The 23,109-nt window shown below is 69.0% G+C and carries 23 protein-coding genes and 2 pseudogenes; 15 read left to right on the top strand and 10 right to left on the bottom strand.

The window, feature by feature from the left end; genetic code table 11:
• The first annotated feature begins 171 nt into the window (after nt 1-171).
• Together ACTWQC_RS18625 and ACTWQC_RS18630 are read left to right on the top strand one after the other, a co-directional pair.
• Nucleotides 172-1,046 (top strand): IS5 family transposase gene (locus ACTWQC_RS18625; RefSeq protein ID WP_443316849.1). Its coding sequence is split into 2 segments (ribosomal slippage): nt 172-553 and nt 553-1,046, totalling 876 coding nucleotides; the frame shifts between segments, so codons are not numbered across the junction.
• A 52-nt stretch (nt 1,047-1,098) separates the two neighbouring features.
• Complete coding sequence (locus ACTWQC_RS18630) at nt 1,099-1,572, top strand: GNAT family N-acetyltransferase (protein ID WP_443316850.1); 474 nt, start codon at nt 1,099-1,101, stop codon at nt 1,570-1,572.
• 155 nt (nt 1,573-1,727) lie between these two features.
• On the opposite strand, the gene ACTWQC_RS18635 is transcribed toward ACTWQC_RS18630, so the two are convergent.
• Nucleotides 1,728-2,303 (bottom strand): TetR/AcrR family transcriptional regulator, encoded by a 576-nt coding sequence (locus ACTWQC_RS18635; protein ID WP_443316851.1) that lies wholly within the window; start codon nt 2,301-2,303, stop codon nt 1,728-1,730.
• Nucleotides 2,304-2,427: 124 nt separating this feature from the next.
• On the opposite strand from ACTWQC_RS18635, the gene ACTWQC_RS18640 reads away from it, so the two are divergent.
• The 4 genes and pseudogenes from ACTWQC_RS18640 to ACTWQC_RS18655 form a co-directional block, all read left to right on the top strand.
• Nucleotides 2,428-2,697 carry a hypothetical protein gene (locus ACTWQC_RS18640; protein WP_443316852.1) on the top strand — a complete coding sequence of 90 codons (270 nt, stop codon included), beginning with the start codon at nt 2,428-2,430 and terminating at the stop codon, nt 2,695-2,697.
• A 6-nt stretch (nt 2,698-2,703) separates the two neighbouring features.
• On the top strand, nt 2,704-3,246 hold the full coding sequence (locus ACTWQC_RS18645; RefSeq protein ID WP_443316853.1) for a hypothetical protein: 543 nt from the start codon (nt 2,704-2,706) through the stop codon (nt 3,244-3,246).
• 355 nt (nt 3,247-3,601) lie between these two features.
• Nucleotides 3,602-4,336 carry a hypothetical protein gene (locus ACTWQC_RS18650; protein ID WP_443316854.1) on the top strand — a complete coding sequence of 245 codons (735 nt, stop codon included), beginning with the start codon at nt 3,602-3,604 and terminating at the stop codon, nt 4,334-4,336.
• 220 nt (nt 4,337-4,556) lie between these two features.
• Nucleotides 4,557-4,783, top strand: a pseudogene (locus tag ACTWQC_RS18655) (thioredoxin-disulfide reductase); the annotation flags it as partial.
• 41 nt (nt 4,784-4,824) lie between these two features.
• Here ACTWQC_RS18655 and ACTWQC_RS18660 read toward each other — a convergent pair.
• Both ACTWQC_RS18660 and ACTWQC_RS18665 read right to left on the bottom strand, forming a co-directional pair.
• Nucleotides 4,825-5,361, bottom strand: a complete 537-nt coding sequence (locus ACTWQC_RS18660) for a DUF4396 domain-containing protein (protein WP_443316855.1) — start codon at nt 5,359-5,361, stop codon at nt 4,825-4,827.
• Between the two features lie 523 nt (nt 5,362-5,884).
• Entirely contained in the window at nt 5,885-6,166 is a 282-nt protein-coding gene (locus ACTWQC_RS18665) for a metal-sensitive transcriptional regulator (protein WP_443316856.1), read from the bottom strand.
• Between the two features lie 266 nt (nt 6,167-6,432).
• Here ACTWQC_RS18665 and ACTWQC_RS18670 point away from each other — a divergent pair, with 266 nt between their 5' ends.
• From ACTWQC_RS18670 to ACTWQC_RS18685, 4 genes are all read left to right on the top strand, one after another.
• A complete protein-coding gene (locus tag ACTWQC_RS18670) occupies nt 6,433-6,654 on the top strand; it encodes a heavy-metal-associated domain-containing protein (protein ID WP_443316857.1) in 222 nt (73 codons plus the stop codon).
• Complete coding sequence (locus tag ACTWQC_RS18675; RefSeq protein WP_443316858.1) at nt 6,651-6,857, top strand: hypothetical protein; 207 nt, start codon at nt 6,651-6,653, stop codon at nt 6,855-6,857. The genes ACTWQC_RS18670 and ACTWQC_RS18675 overlap by 4 nt, the downstream gene beginning before the upstream one ends.
• Nucleotides 6,858-6,904: 47 nt before the next feature.
• On the top strand, nt 6,905-9,187 hold the full coding sequence (locus ACTWQC_RS18680) for a heavy metal translocating P-type ATPase (protein WP_443316972.1): 2,283 nt from the start codon (nt 6,905-6,907) through the stop codon (nt 9,185-9,187).
• A gap of 73 nt (nt 9,188-9,260) precedes the next feature.
• Nucleotides 9,261-9,425 carry a hypothetical protein gene (locus ACTWQC_RS18685; protein ID WP_443316859.1) on the top strand — a complete coding sequence of 55 codons (165 nt, stop codon included), beginning with the start codon at nt 9,261-9,263 and terminating at the stop codon, nt 9,423-9,425.
• 236 nt (nt 9,426-9,661) lie between these two features.
• On the opposite strand, the gene ACTWQC_RS18690 is transcribed toward ACTWQC_RS18685, so the two are convergent.
• The 4 genes from ACTWQC_RS18690 to ACTWQC_RS18705 form a co-directional block, all read right to left on the bottom strand.
• Nucleotides 9,662-9,931, bottom strand: a complete 270-nt coding sequence (locus tag ACTWQC_RS18690) for a heavy-metal-associated domain-containing protein (RefSeq protein ID WP_443316860.1) — start codon at nt 9,929-9,931, stop codon at nt 9,662-9,664.
• Nucleotides 9,928-11,091: an urease accessory protein UreH domain-containing protein gene (locus tag ACTWQC_RS18695; protein ID WP_443316861.1), complete on the bottom strand. Its 1,164-nt coding sequence runs from the start codon at nt 11,089-11,091 to the stop codon at nt 9,928-9,930. Before ACTWQC_RS18695 ends, ACTWQC_RS18690 begins: the two co-directional genes overlap by 4 nt.
• A 659-nt stretch (nt 11,092-11,750) precedes the next feature.
• Nucleotides 11,751-12,482 (bottom strand): hypothetical protein, encoded by a 732-nt coding sequence (locus ACTWQC_RS18700; RefSeq protein WP_443316862.1) that lies wholly within the window; start codon nt 12,480-12,482, stop codon nt 11,751-11,753.
• A 379-nt stretch (nt 12,483-12,861) separates the two neighbouring features.
• On the bottom strand, nt 12,862-13,125 hold the full coding sequence (locus ACTWQC_RS18705) for a proton-conducting transporter transmembrane domain-containing protein (protein WP_443316863.1): 264 nt from the start codon (nt 13,123-13,125) through the stop codon (nt 12,862-12,864).
• Nucleotides 13,126-13,440: 315 nt separating this feature from the next.
• On the opposite strand from ACTWQC_RS18705, the gene ACTWQC_RS18710 reads away from it, so the two are divergent.
• Nucleotides 13,441-13,923, top strand: coding sequence for a hypothetical protein (locus tag ACTWQC_RS18710; RefSeq protein WP_443316864.1), 483 nt, complete (start codon nt 13,441-13,443; stop codon nt 13,921-13,923).
• 182 nt (nt 13,924-14,105) lie between these two features.
• On the opposite strand, the pseudogene ACTWQC_RS18715 reads toward ACTWQC_RS18710, so the two are convergent.
• A pseudogene (locus tag ACTWQC_RS18715) lies at nt 14,106-14,896 on the bottom strand (IS5 family transposase).
• Nucleotides 14,897-15,356: 460 nt separating this feature from the next.
• Between ACTWQC_RS18715 and ACTWQC_RS18720 the strand changes: the two are divergent.
• From ACTWQC_RS18720 to ACTWQC_RS18730, 3 genes are all read left to right on the top strand, one after another.
• Nucleotides 15,357-15,824 carry a DUF6153 family protein gene (locus ACTWQC_RS18720; protein WP_443316865.1) on the top strand — a complete coding sequence of 156 codons (468 nt, stop codon included), beginning with the start codon at nt 15,357-15,359 and terminating at the stop codon, nt 15,822-15,824.
• A gap of 884 nt (nt 15,825-16,708) precedes the next feature.
• Complete coding sequence (locus ACTWQC_RS18725; protein WP_443316973.1) at nt 16,709-17,830, top strand: PLP-dependent cysteine synthase family protein; 1,122 nt, start codon at nt 16,709-16,711, stop codon at nt 17,828-17,830.
• Between the two features lie 17 nt (nt 17,831-17,847).
• Entirely contained in the window at nt 17,848-19,146 is a 1,299-nt protein-coding gene (locus ACTWQC_RS18730; protein ID WP_443316974.1) for an MFS transporter, read from the top strand.
• Nucleotides 19,147-19,251: 105 nt separating this feature from the next.
• Here ACTWQC_RS18730 and ACTWQC_RS18735 read toward each other — a convergent pair whose 3' ends face one another.
• Together ACTWQC_RS18735 and ACTWQC_RS18740 are read right to left on the bottom strand one after the other, a co-directional pair.
• A complete protein-coding gene (locus ACTWQC_RS18735; protein WP_443316866.1) occupies nt 19,252-21,513 on the bottom strand; it encodes a heavy metal translocating P-type ATPase in 2,262 nt (753 codons plus the stop codon).
• Between the two features lie 75 nt (nt 21,514-21,588).
• Nucleotides 21,589-21,873: a heavy-metal-associated domain-containing protein gene (locus ACTWQC_RS18740; protein ID WP_443316867.1), complete on the bottom strand. Its 285-nt coding sequence runs from the start codon at nt 21,871-21,873 to the stop codon at nt 21,589-21,591.
• 190 nt (nt 21,874-22,063) lie between these two features.
• Between ACTWQC_RS18740 and ACTWQC_RS18745 the strand changes: the two genes are divergently transcribed.
• Nucleotides 22,064-23,053: a hypothetical protein gene (locus ACTWQC_RS18745; protein WP_443316868.1), complete on the top strand. Its 990-nt coding sequence runs from the start codon at nt 22,064-22,066 to the stop codon at nt 23,051-23,053.
• Nucleotides 23,054-23,109: the final 56 nt, after the last annotated feature.

Genomic DNA, 23,109 nt, shown 5'->3' on the forward strand with positions numbered 1-23,109 from the left:
GGTCTTCAAGCGGTCGTCGATGTGCACGTACAGTGCGGTCAAGAGGGTGTCTAACTCGGTCGTCACAACCCGATGTTGGACACCCTCCCCGCGTCCGTGAACCCCGCAATCGGAACTACTCGTCTAGGGCTTGTATCGGAAGTGGATCTTCAGGTGCCATGATCTCGCTTCGTGTCGCGTGGAGACCTGACCGATGCGCAATGGGCCCGGCTGGAGCCCTTGTTGCCGACCGGCAAGAAGCCTGGACGGCCGCCGATATGGACCCGGCGGCAGCTGATCGACGGCATACGGTGGCGGACACGGACTGGGGCGCCATGGCGGGATGTGCCGGAACGGTATGGGCCCTGGGGGCGGGTGTACGACCTATTCCGCCGCTGGCAGCGGAACGGCACCTGGAAACACATCTTCGCTGAGCTGCAGGCCCAGGCCGACGCAAAGCGTCTGATCACATGGGACATCAACGTCGACTCCACGGTGTACCGGGCCCAACAGCACGCCGCCGAGGCGCGGAAAAGGGGGATGTGCAGGTCGAGCCGCCCGGCGGTATCGACATCGAGCGGGCCGACCATGGGCTTGGACGCTCGCGCGGCGGCCTGACCACCAAGCCGCACCTGGCCGTCGAACAGGGCCAGAAGCCGATGTCGATCGTGATCACAGCCGGGCAGCGCGGGGACTCCCCACAGTTCGAGGCCGTGCTGAAGCAGATCCAGGTTCGTCGTCTGGGGCTTGGCAGGCCCCGCACCCGCCCTGACCGGGTGCGGGCCGACAAGGCGTACGCCTCCCGCAAGAACCGCGCCTACCTGCGCAAGCGCGGGATCCGCTGCACCATCCCGGACAAGGCCGACTACATCCGCCACCGGAAGAAGCTCGGTGCCCGCGGTGGCCGCCCACCGAAATTCGACAAGGTCGACTACCGCCAGCGCCACGCTGTGGAGTGCGGCATCAACCGCATCAAGAGAAACCGAGCAGTGGCCACCCGCTACGAGAAACTTGCCGTCCGCTACGAAGCCACTGTCCTCGTTGCGGCCATCAACGAATGGCTGTGACCAGTACGGAAATCAATTCACCTCACCAGGGCACGGAGGCGAAACTCACCTCATGACCACAGACTTCACCGTGCGCCCGGCCCGACCCGCCGATGCCCGGCCCCTGGCCGAAATGCGCTGGACGTTCAAGCAGGAGGACCACGAAGGGCAGCCACCAGCACCGGCCCGACCCCTGGAAGAGGCCGAACACTGGATGCGCGACCGGCTCAGCGATGGCAAATGGCTGGCCTGGGTCGCGGAGACTGGAGGCGAAATCTGCGGCCACGTCTTCCTCTGCCTGGTGGAGAGGATGCCGGACCCGTACACCGACAACACCCCGGTCGGCTACGTCACGAACTTCTACGTCACGCCGTCGCAACGCAACAAGGGAGCAGGCTCCGCGCTCCTGGAGGCGCTGAAACACCACTCACGCAGCTCCGGCTTCGACACTCTGATCGTCTGGCCGTCAGAGCGCAGCAGCCCCCTCTGGCAACAGTCCGGTTTCCAGCCCCCACAAGAACTGTTGGAACTGCCGCTCGACACCTGATGAGATCCACTTCCGATACACGGCCTAGCAGCCTCGATGAACCCGCCGCCCGCGAGCGGGGCCGCAGCACGCTGAGGATCGGCCGGGACACAATCACGCCGGGGAGCATAGCCCCACCCCCGTGGTGGGCCTCTGCCGCCCCTCGTGCGCTTCTCTCAGCGCGCGGGGTGCAGCCCGGCCAGGGTGACCTTGACCAGTCGACGGACTGCGGCCTCGGAGGACAGGGTGCCCGCTGCTGTGAGGGCGTGGAGGCAGTAGCGCGCCAGCTCGTCCGGCGCGACATCATCCCGGAGCTTGCCTGTTGCCGCGACCTCGGTCAGCAGGTCTTGGATCAAGTTGATGAGCTGCTGTTGGGCCTGGGTGACATGCTCGCCTCGGTGCAGGAGCGCCCCGAGTTCAGGGCCGTGGCGCTCACGGTGGTAGGAGATGAGCGCATAGGCGGTGAGCACCGCTTCGAGCCGCTCGGCGGCATCGCCGGCCTGGTCCCGGAGTTGGGCGAGATGTTCGAGGTGGCCGGTGACGTGACGTTGGTGCCAGGCGGCCAGGATCGCTTCGACGTCGGGGAAGTACTTGTACAGCGTCGCCCGTCCGATGCCGGTCTTCTCGGCGATCTTCGACATCGTCACCGATGTCAGTCCGTGCTCGGTCACCAGCGCCCACGTGGTGTCCAGGATGGCCTCACGCACCGCATGGCGGTGTGCCTCGATCGTCTCGTTCCACAGCTTCGGCACCACCCCACTATACGTGGCGACGAGGTCATATCACCTTGACTTGACAGAGACAGATTGTCTCGCAAAGCTGGCCGTCGTGAGACCCGTACCCCCTACGCACCACATCAGGAGACAGGAGGCGGTCATGGCTGACCCGCCGAGCGGCCCCGACACCGGCGACGACACCGGCATGGGACCTGACCGGGGATCGACTCCCGGGATGCCACGCTGGGTGAAGGTGTTCGGGCTCATCGCCCTCGTCGTGGTCGTGCTGTTGGTGATCCTGCTCCTCACCAAGGGGCCGGGGGGACATGGCCCGGCTCGCCACTTTGACGGCCAAGCACCGCCTGCGAGCATCACAGCCGGCCTCGCACCTCTGGCGGTGGCCTCAATAGCCACCTCACCCCGAGGATGACCCCCGATGACCATGACACCCCACCCCCGCAAGATCGCGCTCATCGCGCACGTTGCGAGCACGGTCGGCTGGCTCGGCGCGGTCCTCGTTTTCCTGGCTCTCGCCGTCATCGGCGTGACCAGCGAGGATGCCCAGACGGTGCGCGGCGCCTATCTCGTGATGGAGCCGGCCGCCTGGTTCGTCCTCGTCCCATTGGCCTTCGCCTCGCTGCTGACGGGGATTGTCCAGTCCCTGGGCACCCCGTGGGGCTTGTTCCGGCACTACTGGGTCGTGTTCAAACTTCTGATCACCGTGGTTGCCACCGTCGTCCTGCTGCTGTACATGGAGACGTTCCGCTACATGGCCGACGTGGCGGCCGATCCCCGTGCCGATCTCGACGTGGTGCGCAACTCATCGCCCGTTTTCCACGCCATGCTTGCCTTGCTGGTGCTGTTCGTAGCCATGGTGTTGGCGGTCTTCAAGCCGCGGGGCATGACCCCGTACGGGCACCGTAAGCAGCACGACCTGCGGCGCAATCAGCGGGAGCAGCGGACGGCCTCCGTGCGGTAGACGCTGCGACTCCTGCCCGGGCAGCCGAACCCGTCTTCTGCCAGTGATCGGCGGCCTTATCGGTGCTGCGCGCGCTGTACCCCTCTGCGGTGGGCCTGCCCTCGAAAGCCGCCGCCGGCTCGTCGATGTCACCCTGGACGGACTTGCGCCCGGTTCCGTGAACCGCGCCCGATCACGGCATCCGGTCCTCGGCTGGATCCGCTCGTCTGCTGCGGGCGTGATCCCCGGCGCTGCGCGATCGGCCGCGACCAGACCTCATTCGGGTGAGGCGGTGCTGCGTGACCTGAGACAGCGGCTGCATCTGGTGATCCTCAACTACGTCGGTCGGTGACAACGAGAGGACTGGGGTCTGCTCATGAGTCCGGACACGCACGTTGGCGAAGGGGCGGATACAGCCGACTCCCGACGGCGCAGGATGACGCTCGCCGGCGGGCTCATGGTCGGGGGCTTCCTTCTCAATGTCATCTTGACTGCCGCACTTCATCCTTCGGGGGAGGAAGACGACCACCCGGCGATCTTCACCGAGTATGCAGACAGCGGCACCTGGATCGCCGTTCATCTCGGTCAGTTCATTGGCGTCCTGGTGACGCTGAGCGGTCTGCTCGTGCTGTACCGCGTCCTGCGCGGTGCCGACGGGTCTTCCCTGGTTGCGCAGCTCGCAGCCGCGGCAGCTGTTGCGACCGCCGCGGTCTGGGCTGTCTTGCAGGGGCTGGACGGCGTGGGGCTGAAGCAGGCCGTCGACTCATGGGTCAGCACGTCGGGCGCGGAGAAGACGATCCGCTTTGCCAACGCCGAGACCGTGCGCTGGCTGGAATGGGGATTCCAGAGCTACTTCCGCATCCTGCTTGGGCTGACCCTCGCGCTCTTCGGGACCGCGATTCTCGCCAGTCGCCGGGTCGCTGGCTGGCTGGGCTGGACGGCGCTTGTTGCGGGTGTGTGCTCTGTGATCTTCGGAGTCGACGTGGGCTACAGCGGCTTGGCCAGTGGGCTCCAGGGCGTCCTCGGTATCGTCATCTTCATCCTCGTCCTGGTTTTCGCCGCCGGAGTGCTCGTCACCGGAGTACGTGAGCACGGGCGGCGCGACCTTTGAACCGATCGGTGCGCCAGTGGTCGCCGTGGTCTCACCCAAGAATGACTAGCTGACCCGTCGGCGCCGTTCGGCAGGTGAAGTGAAACCGCGTCGAGGCCTGCCACCGACACCTGTGTGGGATCACGGCGCAGACAGCAGCCAGTGGCCGAACGCCAAGCGACCGGATCGGCCCCAAGCCGATGATCGCCGGTGGTCTTGCGGCCGTGGAGCCAGTCGGCACGACCTCGACGCCGAGGGCTGCATCAAGGTCACGGCGCCGTCGACCCGTACGAGCCTGGCCGGGGTATTCGCCGCGGGAGACGTCGTCGACCACACCGACCTCCAGGCCATCACCGCCGCCGGCACCGGCGCGGCCGCGGTTCGGACGCCGAACGCTACCTCGCCGCCCGCAAGGCGGCCGAACCCGAGCAAGAACCCGCCGCCGTCCCCGCCCCGCGGTGCCACTGAGAGCCGGGTTACCGCGGGCGCGTGCCATCTGCATCCCCACGTCAGTGGTAGGCGTGGACCACGGCGTGGCCCTTGCCGCGGCCGATCATCCACTTGTTGACCGGGGTGGTGATCAGGAAGGCGACCGCGAAGCCGCCCAGGAGGGCCGACCAGAACAGTCCCTCGGACAGGTGGGCGTCCATCGCGCCCGGAGTGAGGGCGATGATGACGTTGTCGACCAGTTCCATCACGGCGATCGAGACGGTGTCGGCGGCGAGCGCGACTTTGATGGCGGTCTTGAAGTCCAGGCCGGCCCGAAGGACGGCGAACATCGTGAAGGAGTAGCCGAACAGGAATGCGAGCACGATCGCCAGGGCCATGGTTGGCGCGTTGCGCCATAGCAGGGCGGTGCCGATGGCCATGCCGAGGATCTCGCCGATGGCGCATCCGGTCAGGCAGTGCAGGGTCGCCTTCGCTGCTGTTCCCCAGGACGCTCCCGCGTGCCCGCCGTGGAGTGCCGCGTGGTCAGCGTGACCGCGCTGGCCTTCGTGGAGGCCGTCGTGGTGCGCGGTGCCGGTGTGGTCGGAGGTGTGGTCCATGGCGTGTCTCCCCATTCCCGTCCAGTGTGGCCCCGGTTCTGCGGGTTGCACATCAGAACCAGTTACCCCCAGGGGGTATTCCTGTAGCGTTTCGCGGTTGCGTCCGGCCGCAACCGCACCGTCCGGGTGCGGCTGGCGGCATCGGCGATTCGCAGGCGGTCTCGGTGCCGTCGGCGGCCAGCGGGACGCCGGGCGGTCAGGGGCGCCACCCGGCCGTCCGCAGCCAGCGCGATATGCGGCCCCAGCTCGGGCTACTCGACGGTGCCCGGGGCGGGAACACCGGGGGACGGCACGGAAGGTGCGTGCGCGTCGATGCTGTGATCAAGGCCCAGTGCTGGTGGCCGCCCACTGCTCGGGGCTCTTGGGATGCACGGTGAGGTCGAGCAGCGATAGCTGTGCGCGCTTGTCCCAGCTGCGGCCGTCGTCACCGCAGCTCGCCGACGTCGAGCCCGGGACGCGCTACCTCGCCGCACCGAGGCCGGGCTGACCGATCGCGGCGCGTAAGCGCCTTCGCAGGCTGTGCTCAGGAGCGCACGAGCCGTGCGATCGCGTCGGATGCCTCCTTCAGCTTCTGCTCCTTCTCCTCGCCACCCTCGGCGACCGCATCGCTCACGCAGGTGGCCATGTGCTCCTCGAGCATCTGCAAGGCGAACGACTGGAGTGCGCGGGTGACTGCCGAGACCTGGGTGAGGACGTCGATGCAGTACGTGTCCTCCTCGACCAGCCGCTGCAAGCCGCGTACCTGGCCCTCGATGCGGCGCAGCCGCACGATCACGTCGTCTTTGTGCTTCTTCTGACCCGCCATGGCTTCGTCTTTCCTTCCCCCTCGCCGGCCGCCCGCATGCTTCGAGCTCATCTCGAAGATACCCCCTGACCGTATGAACCAGGCTGTGGTCGCCGGGAAGGCCGAAGGCTAGCGCCGGGCGGATCCAGCCCCCTCGGATACCCACGGGGGTATGCAGCGAGTCAGCCGGGTTAGTATCGGAATACCGGGTGGGGGTACCTGGTTGTCTTGACGCCCCTTTCACTCGGCTTGTGGAGCCCCATGCTGATGATCGCGAGGAGAATGCCATGACGACTCAGGACGTCTACACCGTAAAGGGCATGACCTGCGGCCACTGTGTGAGCGCGGTGCAGGCCGAGGTCGGTGGCCTGGACGGCGTGAAGGATGTCGAGGTGGATCTGGCATCGGGCCGGGTGGCTGTCACCAGTGTGGAGCGCCTCGACTTCGACCAGGTGGCCGCGGCTGTCGACGAGGCGGGCTACGAGCTGGTCTCCCGCGACGAGCGATGAGCACGGCGGTCAGGCTGGGCGTCTACGCTGCGGCACTCGCCGCGGCGTTCCTGGTGGCCTTCGGTGTGGGCTGGCTCATCGGACCGATCGGCGGGGACGGCGGCACGGGAGGCCATGAGATGCGAGTCGACGAGCACGCGGACCACAGGAGCATGGGGCTCGGGGCACGCGCCTCCGTGCTGACCGGAGAGGATGCGCAGTGAGTACGGTCGGGCACGAGCTCGGTTCGGTCGAGCTGTCCATCGGGGGCATGACGTGTGCCTCGTGCGCGGCTCGTATCGAGAAGCGGCTGAACCGCCTGGACGGCGTCACCGCCACGGTCAACTACGCCATGGAGAAGGCGCAGATCCACTACCCGGACTCGTACACCCCCGACGACCTCGTCGCGGAGGTCGAGAAGGCCGGGTACACCGCGCAGCCGCCCGCCCCGCCGCGCGAGGAGCCGGCCGATGGGGAAGAGGCGGCGGCCGCGGAGGCGGATCCGACGCGCTCGCTGCGGGAACGCTTGCTGATCTCCATGGCGCTGTCGATCCCGGTGATCATCCTGGCGATGGTGCCCTCGGCGCAGTTCGACAACTGGCAGTGGGCATCGCTGACGCTGGCCGCGCCGGTCGTGGCGTACGGTGCGTGGCCGTTCCACAAGGCAGCGTTCACGAACCTGCGCCACGGCGCGGCCACCATGGACACGCTGATCTCGCTGGGCACCCTGGCGGCGTTCGCCTGGTCGCTGTACGCGCTGTTCTTCGGTGATGCGGGCATGCCGGGGATGCGCCACCCCTTCGAGCTCACCATCAGCCGGACCGACGGGGCGGACAGCATCTACCTCGAGGTCGCGGCCGGCGTCACGACGTTCATCCTGGCCGGACGCTACTTCGAGGCGCGCTCCAAGCGCCGGGCGGGCGCGGCTTTGCGTGCCCTGATGGATCTGGGGGCCAAAGACGTGGTCGTGCTGCGCGGAGGGCGCGAGGAGCGGATCCCCGTCGGGCAGCTCGCCGTCGGCGATGTCTTCGTCGTACGGCCCGGGGAGAAGGTCGCGACGGACGGCGTGGTGACGGAGGGGACCTCAGCGGTGGACGCGTCCATGCTGACCGGCGAGTCGGTGCCGGTCGAGGTCGGGCCGGGCGACGAGGTCGTCGGGGCCACGGTCAACGCCGGCGGCCGCCTGCTGGTGCGCGCCAGGCGGGTGGGTTCCGACACCCAACTGGCGCAGATGGCCAGGCTGGTCGAGGAGGCCCAGAACGGCAAGGCCGAGGTCCAGCGCCTGGCCGACCGGATCTCCGGCGTCTTCGTCCCGGTCGTGATCGCCCTGGCGCTTGGCACGCTCGGCTTCTGGCTCGGCGCCAACGGCAGCTGGTCCGAGGGCTTCACCGCGGCGGTGGCCGTCCTCATCGTGGCCTGCCCGTGCGCGCTCGGCCTTGCCACTCCCACCGCGCTGATGGTCGGCACCGGCCGCGGGGCCCAACTGGGCATCCTGATCAAGGGGCCCGAGGTCCTGGAGTCGACCCGGCGCGTGGACACCGTGGTGCTCGACAAGACCGGCACGGTGACCACCGGCCGGATGAGCCTGGTGCAGGCGCTCCCAGCCTCCGGGGTCGACCGGGAGAAGCTACTGCGGCTGGCCGGAGCGGTCGAGGCCGCCTCCGAGCACCCGATCGCGCAGGCCATCGCCGCGGGAGCCGCTGCGGAGACCGGCGGGGACCTGCCGGGCGTGGAGGACTTCGCCAACTCCGAGGGCATGGGCGTGCAGGGCGTTGTCGATGGCCACGCGGTCGTCGTGGGCCGCCACCGACTGCTCGAGGAGTGGGTCATTCCGCTGCCCGAGGAGCTGGCGGAGGCGATGGCCGAGGCCGAGCGTCACGGCCGTACGGCTGTGGCGGTCGCCTGGGACGGCGAAGCCCGGGGCGTGCTGGTGGTCTCGGACACGATCAAGCCGACGAGCGCGGCGGCGATCCGCCAGTTCCGCGAGCTGGGGCTGCGCCCGATCCTGCTGACCGGCGACAATGCCACGGCCGCCCGTACCGTCGCCGACCAGGTCGGCATCGCTGCGGACGATGTGATCGCCGAAGTGATGCCCGCCGACAAGGTCGGTACGGTTCGGCGGTTGCAGGACGAGGGGCTGAAGGTGGCCATGGTCGGCGACGGGGTGAACGACGCCGCGGCACTGGCCCAGGCCGACCTGGGCCTGGCAATGGGGACCGGCACCGACGTCGCCATCGAGGCCAGTGACCTTACGCTCGTACGCGGTGACCTGAGGGTCGCGGCGGACGCCATCCGCCTCGCCAGGCGGACCCTCACGACGATCAAGGGCAACCTGTTCTGGGCCTTCGCCTACAACGTGGCCGCGCTGCCCCTGGCCGCGGCCGGGATGCTCAACCCGATGATCGCGGGCGCTGCGATGGCCTTCTCCTCGGTCTTCGTGGTCTCCAACAGCCTCCGCCTGCGCGGATTCCGGGCCCTGGCGGAGAACCGCGCGGAGGCCGTGGAGGCGGCCGCCGACGAACAACGGATCCCCACCGGCGCCGCGGCGGCCTGATCACCCCCTCACATTCCGGCTGCCCTTCCTCTCACCGGGCAGGGCAACCGAACGTCTGAGAGAGGAGTCAGCAATGAACCGGTCCATGGACTTCCTGCGACGAGCCGCGGCCAACCCCGAGGTCCGGCTGGTGGCCGCGACCCTGCTCCAGGCAGCCGCGGCCCGGCTCGAGCGGCCGAGCTCCGCCGCAGCCGCGCATCGATGCGGCTGTCCGACTCCCGGCGCCGTGCATCGCTGAGCCTGGGAGGACAGGTAAGCACGATCAAGGTGAACCAGTTCCCCCAGGCCTTCGCCTACAGGGTCGCCGCCCTCCTCCGGCCGCCGCCCGGACCGCTGAACCCCCGTTCGCCGGGGCCGCGATGGCCTCCTCCTCGGTCTTCGCAGGGAGCCCCTGGAGAGCAGCCCGGCGGGAGCGTTTCCCGGCCGAACAGCGATACCGCGCATGCCGGGGCGGGGGCGAGGGCGGGTGGTGTGTCAGTCGGCGGGCCGGGCCGTGTAGTCCCCGGCCTGCTCCACCGCGGCGATCAGTTCCGCGGTGTTCACGGCCGCCCCCTCCTCCAAGCGCACGGTCGTGCGTCCCGCCTTCACGTCGGTGGTGGATGACCGGACTCCGGGGAGGTCCTCCAACTCGTCGTCGATGAGCAGGCCACAACTGGAGCAGTGCATGCCCTCGACAAGCAGTACCACCCGCGGGCCGGTCCCGGGCTCGGAGGCCGTCTCCGTCTTGCGGTTGAAGAGCCTCATGCTTTGTCTCCCTGGAAGGTGATGGTGCCGGTCTGCATGCCCATGGCGCAGGAGAAGCGGAGCGTGCCGGGCTTTCGGGTGCCCAGGTCGACCTTGGTGTCGCCGTCGCGTTTGACGATCTCCTGGACGCCGAGTTCGGGGATGGTGAAGGCGCGGGCACAGCCGCCGGAGTCCTTGCCGTGCAGGACCAGCGTGGTGGGCACGCCCGCCTTCGCGGTGAACTGGGTGGGGACGTAGAAGTCCGTCACGGTCAAGGTGATGATCTGCTTGCCGGAGGCGTCGAGGCGTACGGGTGCACCGGGCTCCGACGTCTGCCCGCCCCTGGACCCACCGCCTCCGGATCCGCCCTCAACGGTGAACGGTTCACTCGCCGCAGCGGGCTGGTCCTGAGCGGTGAAGGAGACCCAACCTCCGGCCTGCAGCGCGGACCCCATCGTCCATACCGCGAGGGTCAGTACCACCACACCAGTGAGCGCGGCCAGCCGGCCGGACAGCACCCGGCTCGTACGGCGGAACAGGTAGCCGAGCGCAGCGAACAGCGGCGCGGTGCCGACCACGAACCCTGCCATCACCGCGGCTCCGGACACGGCGGATCCGGAAGTGATCGCGACCAGCTCCATGGAAAGTGTCACCCCGCAGGGCACCAGCACCGAGGCGAACCCGATCAAGGCCGGGGTGGCGACCGAGTCCGTCTTTGCGCTGCGTCGCAGCAGCCGCCCGAACGAGGCCGGGGGACGGGGCACCAGCCGCCCCACCGCCTTGACCCCGAAGAGGTCCAGCGCGAACAGCACCATCAACGCCCCGGCGGCCAGCAGCAGCACCGCCTGTGTACGAGGGCTGGGCTGGATCGCGGCGCCGAAGACCCCGAGCAGGGCGCCGAGGAGGGTGTGGGAGAGCAGCTTCCCGGTGAGGAACGCGCCGACCGGGGCCAGGTGCCCGGCGGTCAGTTCCAGGGACGCGGCGGACGCCCTTCGCGCGGAGGGCGGTCGCTTGGATGGGGACTTGGAAGACGTAGGCGACGTACGAGCGGGGGCCGTGGCGGGGTCGCGGCGGGCGACCGCGCCGGCCAGCAGGCCCCCTTGAACGGCGGCGCACGAGGCGCCACCGGCGAGCAGACCGGTGCTCACACCGGTGATGAGCAAGGTGATGGACGATGGCATCCGTCGTTACTCCTGTTCGGATACGACGGCACGCGCACAGGTATGGGGTTACGGGCGTGCCGAGGCGGACGTGAAGGATGTCGGCGTCCCGCGAGGCGGTAACAGCCTCACGGGCCCGAGCCTTCACGTCCTCGACACGCACAACCGGTGAAGATCAGGAGGGGGCAGCGCCGGAGGCGGCGCGTTGGGTTGCGCCACCACGGCCGCAGGGGAGCAGCCCATAGCTTCCGGCAGACCGGTCAGTGCAGGGCCCGGCTGGACGTCGTGGCCGAGGGTGGCCTTCGGCGCCGCGCACTGCTGTTCGACCATCGGGCAGTGCGCACCATGGCCGGCCGCATCGGTCGCCGTCGGAGTCAGCGCCGCTCGTCCGGCTGCGGCTGCGGGCGTGTGACCGGAAGCGTGGCCGCTGCCCGCGGCCGGCACGGACATCTCCATCGGAGTCATCGAAGCGGGCATCGCCATCGCGGGTCGGGCCAGTCCCGTCAGGCAGAACATAAGGGCGCACACGAGAAGCGCCCCGGACCACGCCCGGAGCGGCATCAGCACGCGTCGCGACATGCGCGCCATGCTAAGGCACCGCACTCGCCGTGGGCCGAAGATGCCGCCGTTCAAGCCCGTCGCACCAGCTCAGCGGCCTGGTGGAGCGCGGACGGGGTGGGCTACTCGCCCTCCGGCCAGTCGTAACTGCTGGGTACGTCGACCTTCTGATCCGCCGGCCCGTACACGATTGCGATCTCGTCGTGCGCCTTGAATTCGATGGCGGCGGGGTTGCCCGCGTACGGCTTGCCGTTGACGTAGGCGCGGAAGCTGTTGCCGTCACCGGCCTTCAGCCCACCGATCGAATCCTGGGTGAGGGCGACATCCCACTCGGTCATGAACTGGCCGAGAGAAAAGGTGGCCTTGACCGGGGACTCGATGTGGATCACGCCATTCGCCTCATGCGTGTGCAGCGGGCTGATCTGCTGGTCCCGCTGGTCGATCCCGATGTCCGCGGGAACGGAGACCGGCTTGCCGTCCACGACGACGTCCAGATGGGCGTGGATGTGCTCCACGTTTCCCTCCTCCCCGAGCATCGGCAGCCCGGCGGCTTGTACCCGTGCGGCGGGGTCACCGGGTGCGTTCCACGGGGGGTCGGTCGTACGGCCCTCCGCTGTCTTCATGGGAGTGGCCGGGATGCTGGCCTCGGTCGGAGCCTGGGGCGAGGACGGACCGCCGCCCTGGTTCGAGAGCACCGCGACCGCGACCGCGATCACGATCCCGAGCACCGCCACACCCGCCACGAAGACGACCAGCAGACGGCGGCGGCGCTCGAGCCGGGCCTCCTGCTCGCGCAGCGCGGCGGCGCGGGCTCGGCGGCCTTCGGATGGCTCTCTGCCGGGCTTATGGGACATGGCGGCACATCCTGGCGCTCCAGATCCGGGCACATTTTAGACAAATGCCCATATCCAGACTAAGCGGCGACGACGGACGGCGAATTCATGGCCACGGAATCCTTCGCCTTGCTCTTGGGGGAAGGCCAGCTTCGCGCGCGCAGGCACGGAACACGGGAGGCAGTCGACGTGCCAAAGAGCTGACGCTCGCAGCCGTCGCTGACAAGTGCTCTGTGAGCTCCTCTATGTGCCGAGTGGGCCGTCGAGCACGGAGAGGACAGGGCCCCTGGTCAGGCCCAGGGCGATAGAGGCGGCTGCGGCGTAGTACGCGGTCGCAGCCGCTGCCTCGGAGACCGGGAACGCGTGGTCCTGCGTTCGGCTGGGGACCGCCGGGGGCAGTTCAGCTGAAGTAGTAGAAGAGCGATGTGACCGTGTTGGCCACGTCGAGGACGGCCAGCCGGGCGTAACCGCCGTCGATGACGGCGCTGAACACCTCCAGCTTGCCCCGGAAGACCGCGGTCGGCGGGGTGCCGACCAGGCCCAGCTGGCAGATCACCAAGGCGGCGGCGAGATCAGGTCGTTGCCGCGCCAATCCGCGGTAGTCGTCGATGCTACGAGCGTGTAACAGGATCTTGTCGAAGTGTCCTGGTCGGGCGTGACTCATGGTCCTGTACGAGCTCTCCCGCGCCCTCCGCCCGATTCATGCGCGACGAAGGGCATCACCGAAGGCCTCGCAGGCGAGGGATGAAGGTCCAGGCCTCTCGCGTGGTCCGGCACCGGTTGCCGGTGCCAGGCAGTCAGGCCCGGCCCGACGTGTCCGCACCCCGGCATTCTGCGGGCTTCTCGCGGTACTTACCCTGGTCGGCAACACCGGTCTCGCGTGTGACACGAGAAACCATTTCGGACCGAACGGAACCTGATGGCAAGAGATGAGGACGGCAGATCGAGCGCTGATACCCCTAGCGTCTACCAGCAGGCCATGGCACCGAACGGTTTGTCGCCGCGTGCGGCAGTGGCGATGTCGCTGGTGATCGCGGTGCTGCTCGGGGCGTTGTCGGGGCTTGTGATGTTTCCTGCGGCCCTGCATCTGCGCTCGCTCCAGGACGGCGAGCGTGCTCAAGCAACGTTGCACAAGAGTGGCTCGTGCATGGCCGGGCACTGTCAGGTCACATTCGAGGCGGACGGTCGGACCATCGTGGCAGATCTGCCGGTGGGCAGCGGCGGCGGGAAGAACGCGGTCGGGACCGAATGGACGGTGCGCTATCAGGCGGATGATCCGCTGACGGTCGCCCGTGAAGAGGACGTCGGGGGCGGCGGCGCCTTGGTATTTGCGGTGCTGTCAGGAGCGTTCACACTGCTCTTCCTGGTGGCGGCGGTCTGGATGGCGCTCTACTCGGCGAGACAGCGGCGTGCGGCCATCGGCCCACGCTGCCCGGATGGGGGAGCTGAGGTCGGCTCGTAATCCTGGGGTGAGGATTCGACGCGGAGACTGGGGCCCCGTCTCCCGGCAAGGTGTGTCCGGGCTGCCTAACTGTCCGGTTAGCACGCTGGCCTGCGGGTGCAGGGCTTGTCGCGGCTAGCGGGAGCGGCCCGGCGACCCTGGAACCGTGGCAGTTTCCGAGCTGCTAAGAGCTCGTACCAGGTTCATGAGTCGGCCTTCTTGAGGCGCCTCCAGCAGATCAGGCCGCAGGCCAACGAGAGGAAGGCGTCGTGGAGTTCGAGGCGTCGTTCCCATCGGAAGGCGAGGCGTTTGAATTGGTGGAGCAGGGCGAAGGTCTGCTCGACGACGTAGCGGAGCTTGCCCAGGCCCTTGATGTTCGGGGCGCCTTTGCGGGAGATCACCGGCATGATCCGGCGTTTTCGCAGTTCACGACGGACGGCCCGGGAGTCGTACGCCTTGTCGCCCAGCACGGCGTCGGGGCGTCGGCGGGGATGGCCCGGACGCCCGGCGACCGGTGGGATGCCGTCGACCAGGGCGAGGGTCTGCGTGATGTCGTTGACGTTCGCTGCGGTGGTGATGACCTTGAGCGGGGTGCCCTTCCCGTCGCAGATCAGGTGGTGTTTGCTGCCTGTCTTGCGCCGGTCGACCGGCGACGGGCCGGTCGCGGCTCCCCCCTTTTCGCGCGGATGTGGGAACCGTCCACGCATGCGCGGGACCAGTCGAGTTCGCCAGCCGCGTTCAGTTTCGCGAGCAGGATGCGGTGCAACTGGTCGAAGACTCCTGCCTGTTGCCAGCGGTCCAGGCGTCGCCAGCAGGTCTGTCCGGAGCCGAACCCCAGCTCCAGGGGCAGGAGTTGCCAGGTGATGTCCTGGTGCAGGACCTACAGGATGCCCTGCAGGCACAACCGGTCGGGCACCGGTTTAGGCCCCGGCGACCGCTCGGGCCAGGGCGGCAGCAGCGGTTCGATCACTGCCCACAAGTCATCGTCCACGATCCACGGCCGAGTCGTCACCCCCACCGAACGGTCAGATCGTCACAACAGTCACGCCCGCCAGGGCACTTCGACAAGATCCTGTTACGCGCTCTACGGGCCTTTAGCAGGGCGCAGACCACGGCGAAGGTGCCAGGGTTCGTGACCGCGTAGCCGGCCAGGCAGAAGAGCAAGGGGCTGCTGCGCGACGTCCGAGCGGCCGGCCATAGCCACGGGCATCAGGAGGCCGCTTTCTTGCACGGCGCGCTCGTGGGCCTCGAATTGGAGCATGGGGGCCACCGGCGAGCGCAACGCCGGTGCCCAGCGCGGCAGAGGTTGATATGCCCGCGGCCCGAAGGCGGCGCGGCGGCGCAGGACGGTTGCGACACGGCAACGACTCGACCTCGGTTCACGTTGGCCAATTCACACATCGTTCAGAGGATCAGTGCGCGAGCCGGGCTCCGCATGCCGTTAGGATCACGGCATGGTCACGGTCCGGCCGACATCCAGCCTGCCGCGGACCCGCCTCACGTGGGCGGGTCTGTTGCGCGTGTCGTGGCTGGCTGCGCTGCTGCTGGGCCTGCTCTATACGCACGGCGTCAGTGGCGAGAGCGCCGCGGCGCACATGTCCACCGGCTCGACCGCAGCATCTGCCCATGCCTCCTCGCATGCTGCTGAGGTGCACCCGGCGGGCGGCGGGACGCCTGCCGAACACTCCGACGGCCATCACGAGCCCGCTCCCGCCGATCACGACGACGAGGCCGGTCACGCGGGGCCAAGTTGCCTGTCCGGGAAGCCGCAGCAGGGAGTTGACCTGCCGGAGCCCTGCACTACGCCGACGGATGTCGTGCCACTCGCGGCGCCCACTGAGACCCGGGCACTCGAGCCGGCGGTCGTGAGCGGGTCGGCGCCATCGCCACCACAGAGAGATCCTGCGATTCTGCAGGTTTAGAAGCCTGGTGCATCCGAACTGGCCAGGAGCTGAGTCGACGGCAGCCGCTCGCTGCCACTCTCGGCTGCTGATCGAGTACAGCCAGTTCCGGTGCCTGTTGGGCCGCATCCCCATGTTCCCGTGACGCAGGGCGAACGGTCCTTCCCCGGCACCTTCCCGCTGTCCGCCTGACCTGCCCTGCCGCGCGCCGAACCTCTACGCCCGCGGCTGTCGTACGGAGCATCGGTGACGTACACCCCCCTTCTTCCTGCCCTAATGCGCCTGGCCCGCCTACCGGCGGGCATGAGAGCTCCATTGCCCCGGCCATCCGCCTCCCGGGTTCGACGGCTCCTCTGCCTGCCCGGAATCGTCCTGGGCGGTCTCCTGCTGCTGGCGTTCAGCTGCCCGCTGTCGGCGTACGGCGCTGAGCACCCCCACACCACACCCCGAGCAGTGGCCAGCCACTCCTTGGGATCCCCCGCCGAGGTGGAGCCCTCGGACGCTCCCGTCCCGCATCACGGTGCCGCTTGCCGGCTCCCTGCCGGGAGCCGCGTGAGTGCGGCCCCGCAGCCACTTGCTCTCACCGGCTCGCCTCTCGCGGCCCTCACCGTCGCGCTCGCGACCGTCCTGCCACGTTCGCGACAGGGACTGGACGTCCGGGAGAGACCGCGGACGCGGTCCACAGCTCAGGAACGGCTCGTGCGCATCTGCCGGTGGCGGATATAGGCCTCGTCGGTGAGACCGCAGATTTGCGGCCACGCGAGATGACCATCCGCACCCGCACCCGTACAGACGATCGAGAGCGAATGATGCAGTCACTTTCCCCCACAACCTCCCCTGCCCGCACGCACCGCTGCGGGGCCGCCGTGGCCGGGTCCACGCCGTCCACGCAGACCGGCCACGGCATGTCCGGCCTGGTAGGGAACACCCCGCTCCTGCGGGTGTCCGAGCCGCTCGCCCCCGCCGGGCGCGGCTTCTGGGCCAAGCTGGAGGGTTTCAACCCCGGTGGCATAAAGGACCGTCCCGGCCTCCACATGGTCGAACGCGCCCGCGCCCGCGGCAACTTGCGCCCTGGCGGCCGGATCATCGAGTCCACCAGCGGCACCCTCGGCCTGGGGCTCTCCCTCGCCGGCATGGTCTACGGGCACCCCGTCACCCTGGTCACCGACCCCGGCATGGAGCGGTCCATGACCCAGCTGCTGACCGCGTACGGGGCGCAGGTCAACGTCGTCTCCGAGCCGCACCCCACCGGCGGCTGGCAGCAGGCGCGCCGCGACCGGGTGACGCAGCTGATGGCGCAACACCCTGGCTCCTGGTGCCCGGATCAGTACAACAACCCCGACAACGTGGCCGCGTACACCCCGCTCGCACTGGAGCTGGCCTCCGAGCTGGGCCACATCGATGTCCTGGTGTGCAGCGTGGGCACCGGAGGGCATTCCGCGGGGGTCTCTCGAACCCTGCAGCAGTTCTACCCGGAGCTGAAGCTCATCGGGGTGGACACCATCGGCTCGACGATCTTCGGGCAGCCCGCCCGTACGCGCTTGATGCGCGGGCTGGGTTCCAGCATCTATCCGCGCAACGTCGCGTACGACAACTTCTCCGAAGTGCACTGGGTGGCCCCCTCCGAGGCAGTGTGGACGTGCCGGCAGCTCGCGGCGTCCCACTACGCCACCGGCGGGTGGAGCGTGGGCGCGGTCGCTCTGGTCGCCGGATGGCTGGCCCGCACGTTGCCCGCGGACACCCGGATCGCGGCGATCTTCCCCGACGGCCCGCAGCGCTACCTCGGCACGGTCTACGACGACGACTACTGCGCAGCCCATGGCCTGCTCGACGCACCACCGGCCCTCGAACCGGAGGTGATCGGGCGCCCGGACGAGAAGGACGTCACCCGCTGGACGCGCTGCAGCAGCGTCGTCGACCCGCTCACCTTCGCCGGAGAGCCGGAGGAGGCAGGCGTGGTCGATCTGATCGACGAAGCCGAGGCGGCTGCGGGTCTCGCCGAGTCCGGTGCCGAGGAGGCCAAGTGAAGAGCATCTTCGTGCAGATGCGCTCCTATGATCGCAGCGTCCAGCTGTTGATGGTGAACCAGTTCACCATCAACCTCGGCTTTTACATGCTGATGCCGTACCTGGCTGCTCACCTCTCCGGCACCTTGGGGCTTGCCGGGTGGCTGGTCGGTCTCATCCTGGGCGTACGGAACTTCAGCCAGCAGGGCATGTTCCTCTTCGGCGGCACCCTGGCCGACCGGTTCGGTTACAAGCCGATGATCGTCGCCGGATGCGTCCTGCGTACCGTCGGCTTCGCCACCCTTGGGCTGGTGAACTCGCTGCCCGCTCTGCTGGCGGCCTCCGCGGCCACGGGTCTCGCCGGGGCGCTGTTCAACCCGGCGGTCCGGGCGTACCTCGCCGCTGATGCGGGGGAGCGCCGGGTGGAGGCGTTCGCTCTGTTCAATGTCTTTTACCAGGCCGGGATCCTGCTTGGCCCGCTGGTGGGCATGGTGCTGACCGGGGTCGACTTCCGCGTCACCTGCCTGGTCTCGGCCGGGATCTTCGCGCTGCTGAGCATCGTGCAGATCCGCGCCCTGCCCGCCCGCCGGGGCAACGACGCGCAGGACTCCGGGGGCACGAACGCCGGGAAGCGGGATGGCGTGCTGGCCCAGTGGCGCGGCATCGTGGCCAACCGGCCGTTCCTGCTGTTCTCCGTGGCCATGATCGGCTTCTACGTCATGCAGTTCCAGGTGTATCTCGCCCTGCCGCTCGAGGTACGGCGCGTCGGCGGCGAAGGCGCCTTCGGTACGGCGACGGTGGCGGTGCTCTTCGCCGTCTCGGGCCTGAGCACGATCCTGTTCCAGACCAAGGTGACGGCGTGGTGCAAGGCCCGTATGGAGCCAGGGCGTGCGCTGACCTGGGGGCTGCTCACGATGGGCGTGGGCTTCGTACCCCTGCTGGCGGCCACGGCCGTACCCGTGCCGGACGGGGGAGTCGGCTTGTGGTTGCTCGCGGCGGTTCCCCCCACACTCGCCGCCCTGCTGCTCGCGGCGGGCACGATGATCGCCTATCCCTTCGAGATGGACACGATCGTCCGGCTCTCCGGCGACCGCCTCGTCGCTACGCACTACGGGTTGTACAACACCATCTGCGGAGTCGGCATCACCCTCGGCAATCTGCTCACCGGCGCCGCCTTGGACGCAGCCCGGGCAGCGGGGATGTCGGCGATTCCGTGGATCGCGTTGTCCGGTCTGGGGATTGCCTGCGCGGCCGCCCTGTACGGGCTGCACCGCACCGGCCGCCTGGCGCCGCCCGCGGTCAAGGCACAGCCCGAGCCGGAGCGGGCTACGGCCTGACACAACCGGCCCCGGCGTCGAGGGGCGGGCGAGCTGCCTGAGGGGACGATGCGCCGGCGAAGGGGCGGGGCGGTCGGGTGGCCGCCCCGCCCCTTCGGTCTCGGCTCAGTCGGCGGCCCGGAAGCCGCGCAGGCGCAGACTGTTGCCGACCACGAAGACCGAGGAGAACGCCATCGCGGCTCCGGCGATCATGGGGTTGAGCAGGCCGGATGCGGCGAGCGGGAGAGCGGCCACGTTGTAGGCGAAAGCCCAGAAGAGGTTGGACTTGATGGTGGCCAGGGTGCGGCGGGAGAGGCGGATCGCATCCGCGGCGGCCCGCAGGTCTCCCCGTACGAGGGTCAGGTCACCGGCCTCGATGGCGGCATCCGTGCCAGTGCCCATCGCCAGGCCCAGATCGGCCTGGGCCAGGGCTGCCGCGTCGTTGACACCGTCGCCGACCATGGCGACCGAACGCCCCTCGGCCTGGAGCCCCTTGACGACATCGACCTTGTCCTGAGGCATGACCTCGGCGATCACCCGGTCGATACCGACTTCGGCCGCGACGGACTCCGCGACCGCCTTATTGTCCCCGGTGAGCAGGATGGGCGTCAGGCCGAGGCCGCGCAGTCGCTTGATGGCTTCGGCGCTGGTCTCCTTGACCGCGTCGGCGACTTCGAGCACGGCCCGTGCCTCGCCGTCCCAGGCGACCGCTATCGCCGTTCGTCCCGCTGCCTCGGTCTCGGCCTTGGCGCGCTCCAGAGCGACGGGCAGGTCCATCGCCCACTCGGCCAGAAGCTTTTCGCGGCCGACGAGCACGGCGTGGCCCTCGACGATGCCCTGGACGCCGAGGCCCGGAATGTTCGCGAAATCCTCCGGCACGGGCAGGGTGCCGACCTTCTCCTCCGCGCCCTTCGCCACGGCCTGGGCGATCGGGTGCTCGGAGGCGTTTTCCAGCGCACCCGCCAGTCGCAGCACGTCGCTCCTGTCGACGCCGTCGGCGGTGTGGACTTCGAGCAGGGTCATCCTGCCGGTGGTGACGGTGCCGGTCTTGTCGAGGACGATGGTGTCGGCCTTGCGCGTGGTCTCCAGAACCTCGGGGCCCTTGATGAGGATGCCGAGTTGGGCGCCACGGCCCGTGCCCACCATGAGGGCGGTCGGGGTGGCCAGGCCGAGGGCGCAGGGGCAGGCGATGATCAGTACGGCGACGGCGGCGGTGAACGCCGCAGTCAGCCCCGCGCCGTTGCCGAGCCAGAAGCCGAGCGTGCCGAGCGCAAGGGCGATCACGACGGGGACGAAGACCGCGGAGATGCGGTCGGCGAGTCGCTGAGCCGCCGCCTTGCCGTTCTGCGCATCCTCCACCAGCTTGGCCATCCGGGCCAGTTGGGTGTCGGCGCCGACTCGGGTGGCCTCCACGACCAGCCGCCCACCAGCGTTGAGCGTCGCGCCCGTGACGGTGTCGCCGACCACGACCTCGACGGGGACGGACTCGCCGGTGAGCATCGAGGCGTCCACGGCCGAGGAACCCTCGACGACGGTGCCATCGGTGGCAATCTTCTCTCCGGGGCGCACGACGAACCGGTCTCCGACGGCGAGGTCCTCGGTGCGGATCAACTCTTGGCGGCCACCGCGGAGGACCGTGACTTCCTTGGCGCCGAGTTCCAGGAGCGCCTTGAGGGCCGCCCCGGCCTTGCGCTTGGAGCGGGCTTCGAAGTAGCGCCCGGCGAGGATGAAGGCCGTCACGCCGGCTGCGGCTTCGAGGTAGATGTTCCCGGCGCCGTCGGTGCGGGCGATGGTCAGCTCGAAGCCGTGGGTCATGCCGGGCATGCCGGCGGTGCCGAAGAACAGCGCCCACAATGACCAGATGAACGCGGCGCTGGTCCCGACCGAGATCAGGGTGTCCATCGTGGCGGCGCCGTGCCGTGCGTTGGTGAAGGCGGCCCGGTGGAACGGCCAGGCCGCGTACGTGACGACGGGCGCGGCGAGGGTGAGGGAAAGCCACTGCCAGTACTCGAACTGCCAGGCGGGGACCATGGCCATGGCGACCACCGGGACTGCGAGGGTCACGGCGGTGATCAGTCGATGGCGCAAGGGCCTGAGCTCGTCGGCTTCGTCGGCTTCGGTATCGGATGTGGCGCCAGCGCTGCCCGGGCTCTTGGAGGGGGCGGGCGGAGCGGCTGTGTAGCCGGTGGCCTCCACCGTGGCGATCAGGTCGTCCACGACGATGCCGCCGCGATAAGTGACCTTGGCCTTCTCGGTCGCGTAGTTGACGGTGGCTTCCACACCCTCCATGCGATTGAGCTTCTTCTCGATACGGGCGGCGCACGAGGCGCAGGTCATCCCGCCGATGGCGAGCTCGACCTCGGCTGTTTCGGGGACCGTGGTAGTCATCACTGCTCCTCGAGCTTGTGGATGGGGGCGCCGGTGCCCGGCCTGGCCGGGCACCGGCGCCTGATTCGCTGCGGGTCAGGCCCGGCCGGTGACTTCGTATCCGGCGTCGTCGACGACCTTCGCGATGAGCGCGTCGTCGGGCTCGCCCCCGGAGACCACGGTGACCTGCTCGGCGGAGAGGTCGACCTCGACGCCGATCACGGCGTCCAGCTCGCCGATCACCTTGGTGAGCGTGGACTTGCAGTGCCCGCAGGTCATGCCGGAGACGTTGTAGACGGTGGTGTGGCCATCGGCGACGGCGATGGACTCGCCGGTCGCGCCGGTGGAGCAGCTGCCGTCGGGAGTACAGCAGGACGACATGGGTTCCTCCTGGAGAGTGGTCGGCTGATCCGGCCTATACCCCTCAGGGGTATCCTGGCCGTGTGACCCCTGTATACCCCCTCCCCGTATTTGGTGCAAGGTTCCGTTCAGGCTTGCGACTATACCCCCTAGGGGTATAGTCGGAGGCTGTTGTGTCGCTCCGAATCGGCCTCCTGTGAAGGGACATGCCATGAACACCGGACTGAAGATCACCGCATTCGCCGCCGCACTCACGGCCTCCTTCGGCACCGCCTACGGGGTCGGGCGCGGACTCGACCCCGTGGCGTCGGGCCCCGAGCCTGCGGCCCATGCGGGCCACGCAACGGAATCATCGCCGGAGGGAGGCGACGGCCACCAGGAAGCAGGCCACGAGGCCGGCGGACATGAAGCGTCCCCGGCCGGCGGCCTCGAGGTCTCCGAGAGCGGCTACACCCTCAACCTGAAGACTCCGCGGATCGAGGCCGATCGCCCCACCGAGCTGCGCTTCGGCATCCTCGACAAGGACGGCCGCCAGGTCACGGCCTTCAAGCGGGCGCACGGCAAGGAACTCCATCTGATCCTCGCCGGACGTGACCTGTCCACGTACCGGCACCTGCACCCCACCCGCGCCGCGGACGGCACGTGGTCCACACCGGTGGACTTGCCGAAGGCGGGGGACTACCGGGTCTTCGCCGACTTCACCCCTGGTGCGAAGGGTGCCTCGAACCTCACGCTCGGCGCTGATCTCGCCGCCTCCGGCAACTATGAGCCAGTCGGTCTCCCCAAGGCTTCCCGCACCGTCGCCGTCGACGGCTACACCGTCACCGTCGATGGTGAACTGCGCCCCGGTGTGGCCCGGGAACTGAAGCTCACGGTGTCCAAGGACGGCCGCCCGGTCACCGATCTTGAGCCCTATCTGGAGGCGTACGGGCACCTGGTGGCCCTCCGCTCCGGCGACCTGGCGTACCTCCACGTTCACCCCAACGGCGCCCCCGGCGACGGCACGACCGAGCCCGGACCGGAGATCTCTTTCACCGCCACCGCACCCAGCTCCGGCTCCTACCGCCTCTTTCTGGACTTCAAGCACGAGGGAGAGGTCCGTACGGCAGCCTTCACCGTCGTGGCGGGCGACACCGGAGACGTGGACGGCCGAGAGGGGAAGGCGAGTGAGAGCGAGGGAACTGGCGGGCACCAGCACTGACCATGCCCCCGGAGGGCCGGCATCGGCGCCGCTGCCAAAGGGCGTTCAACAGCATG

The organism is Streptomyces sp. 8N616 (assembly GCF_052246385.1).
Lineage (GTDB): Bacteria > Actinomycetota > Actinomycetes > Streptomycetales > Streptomycetaceae > Streptomyces.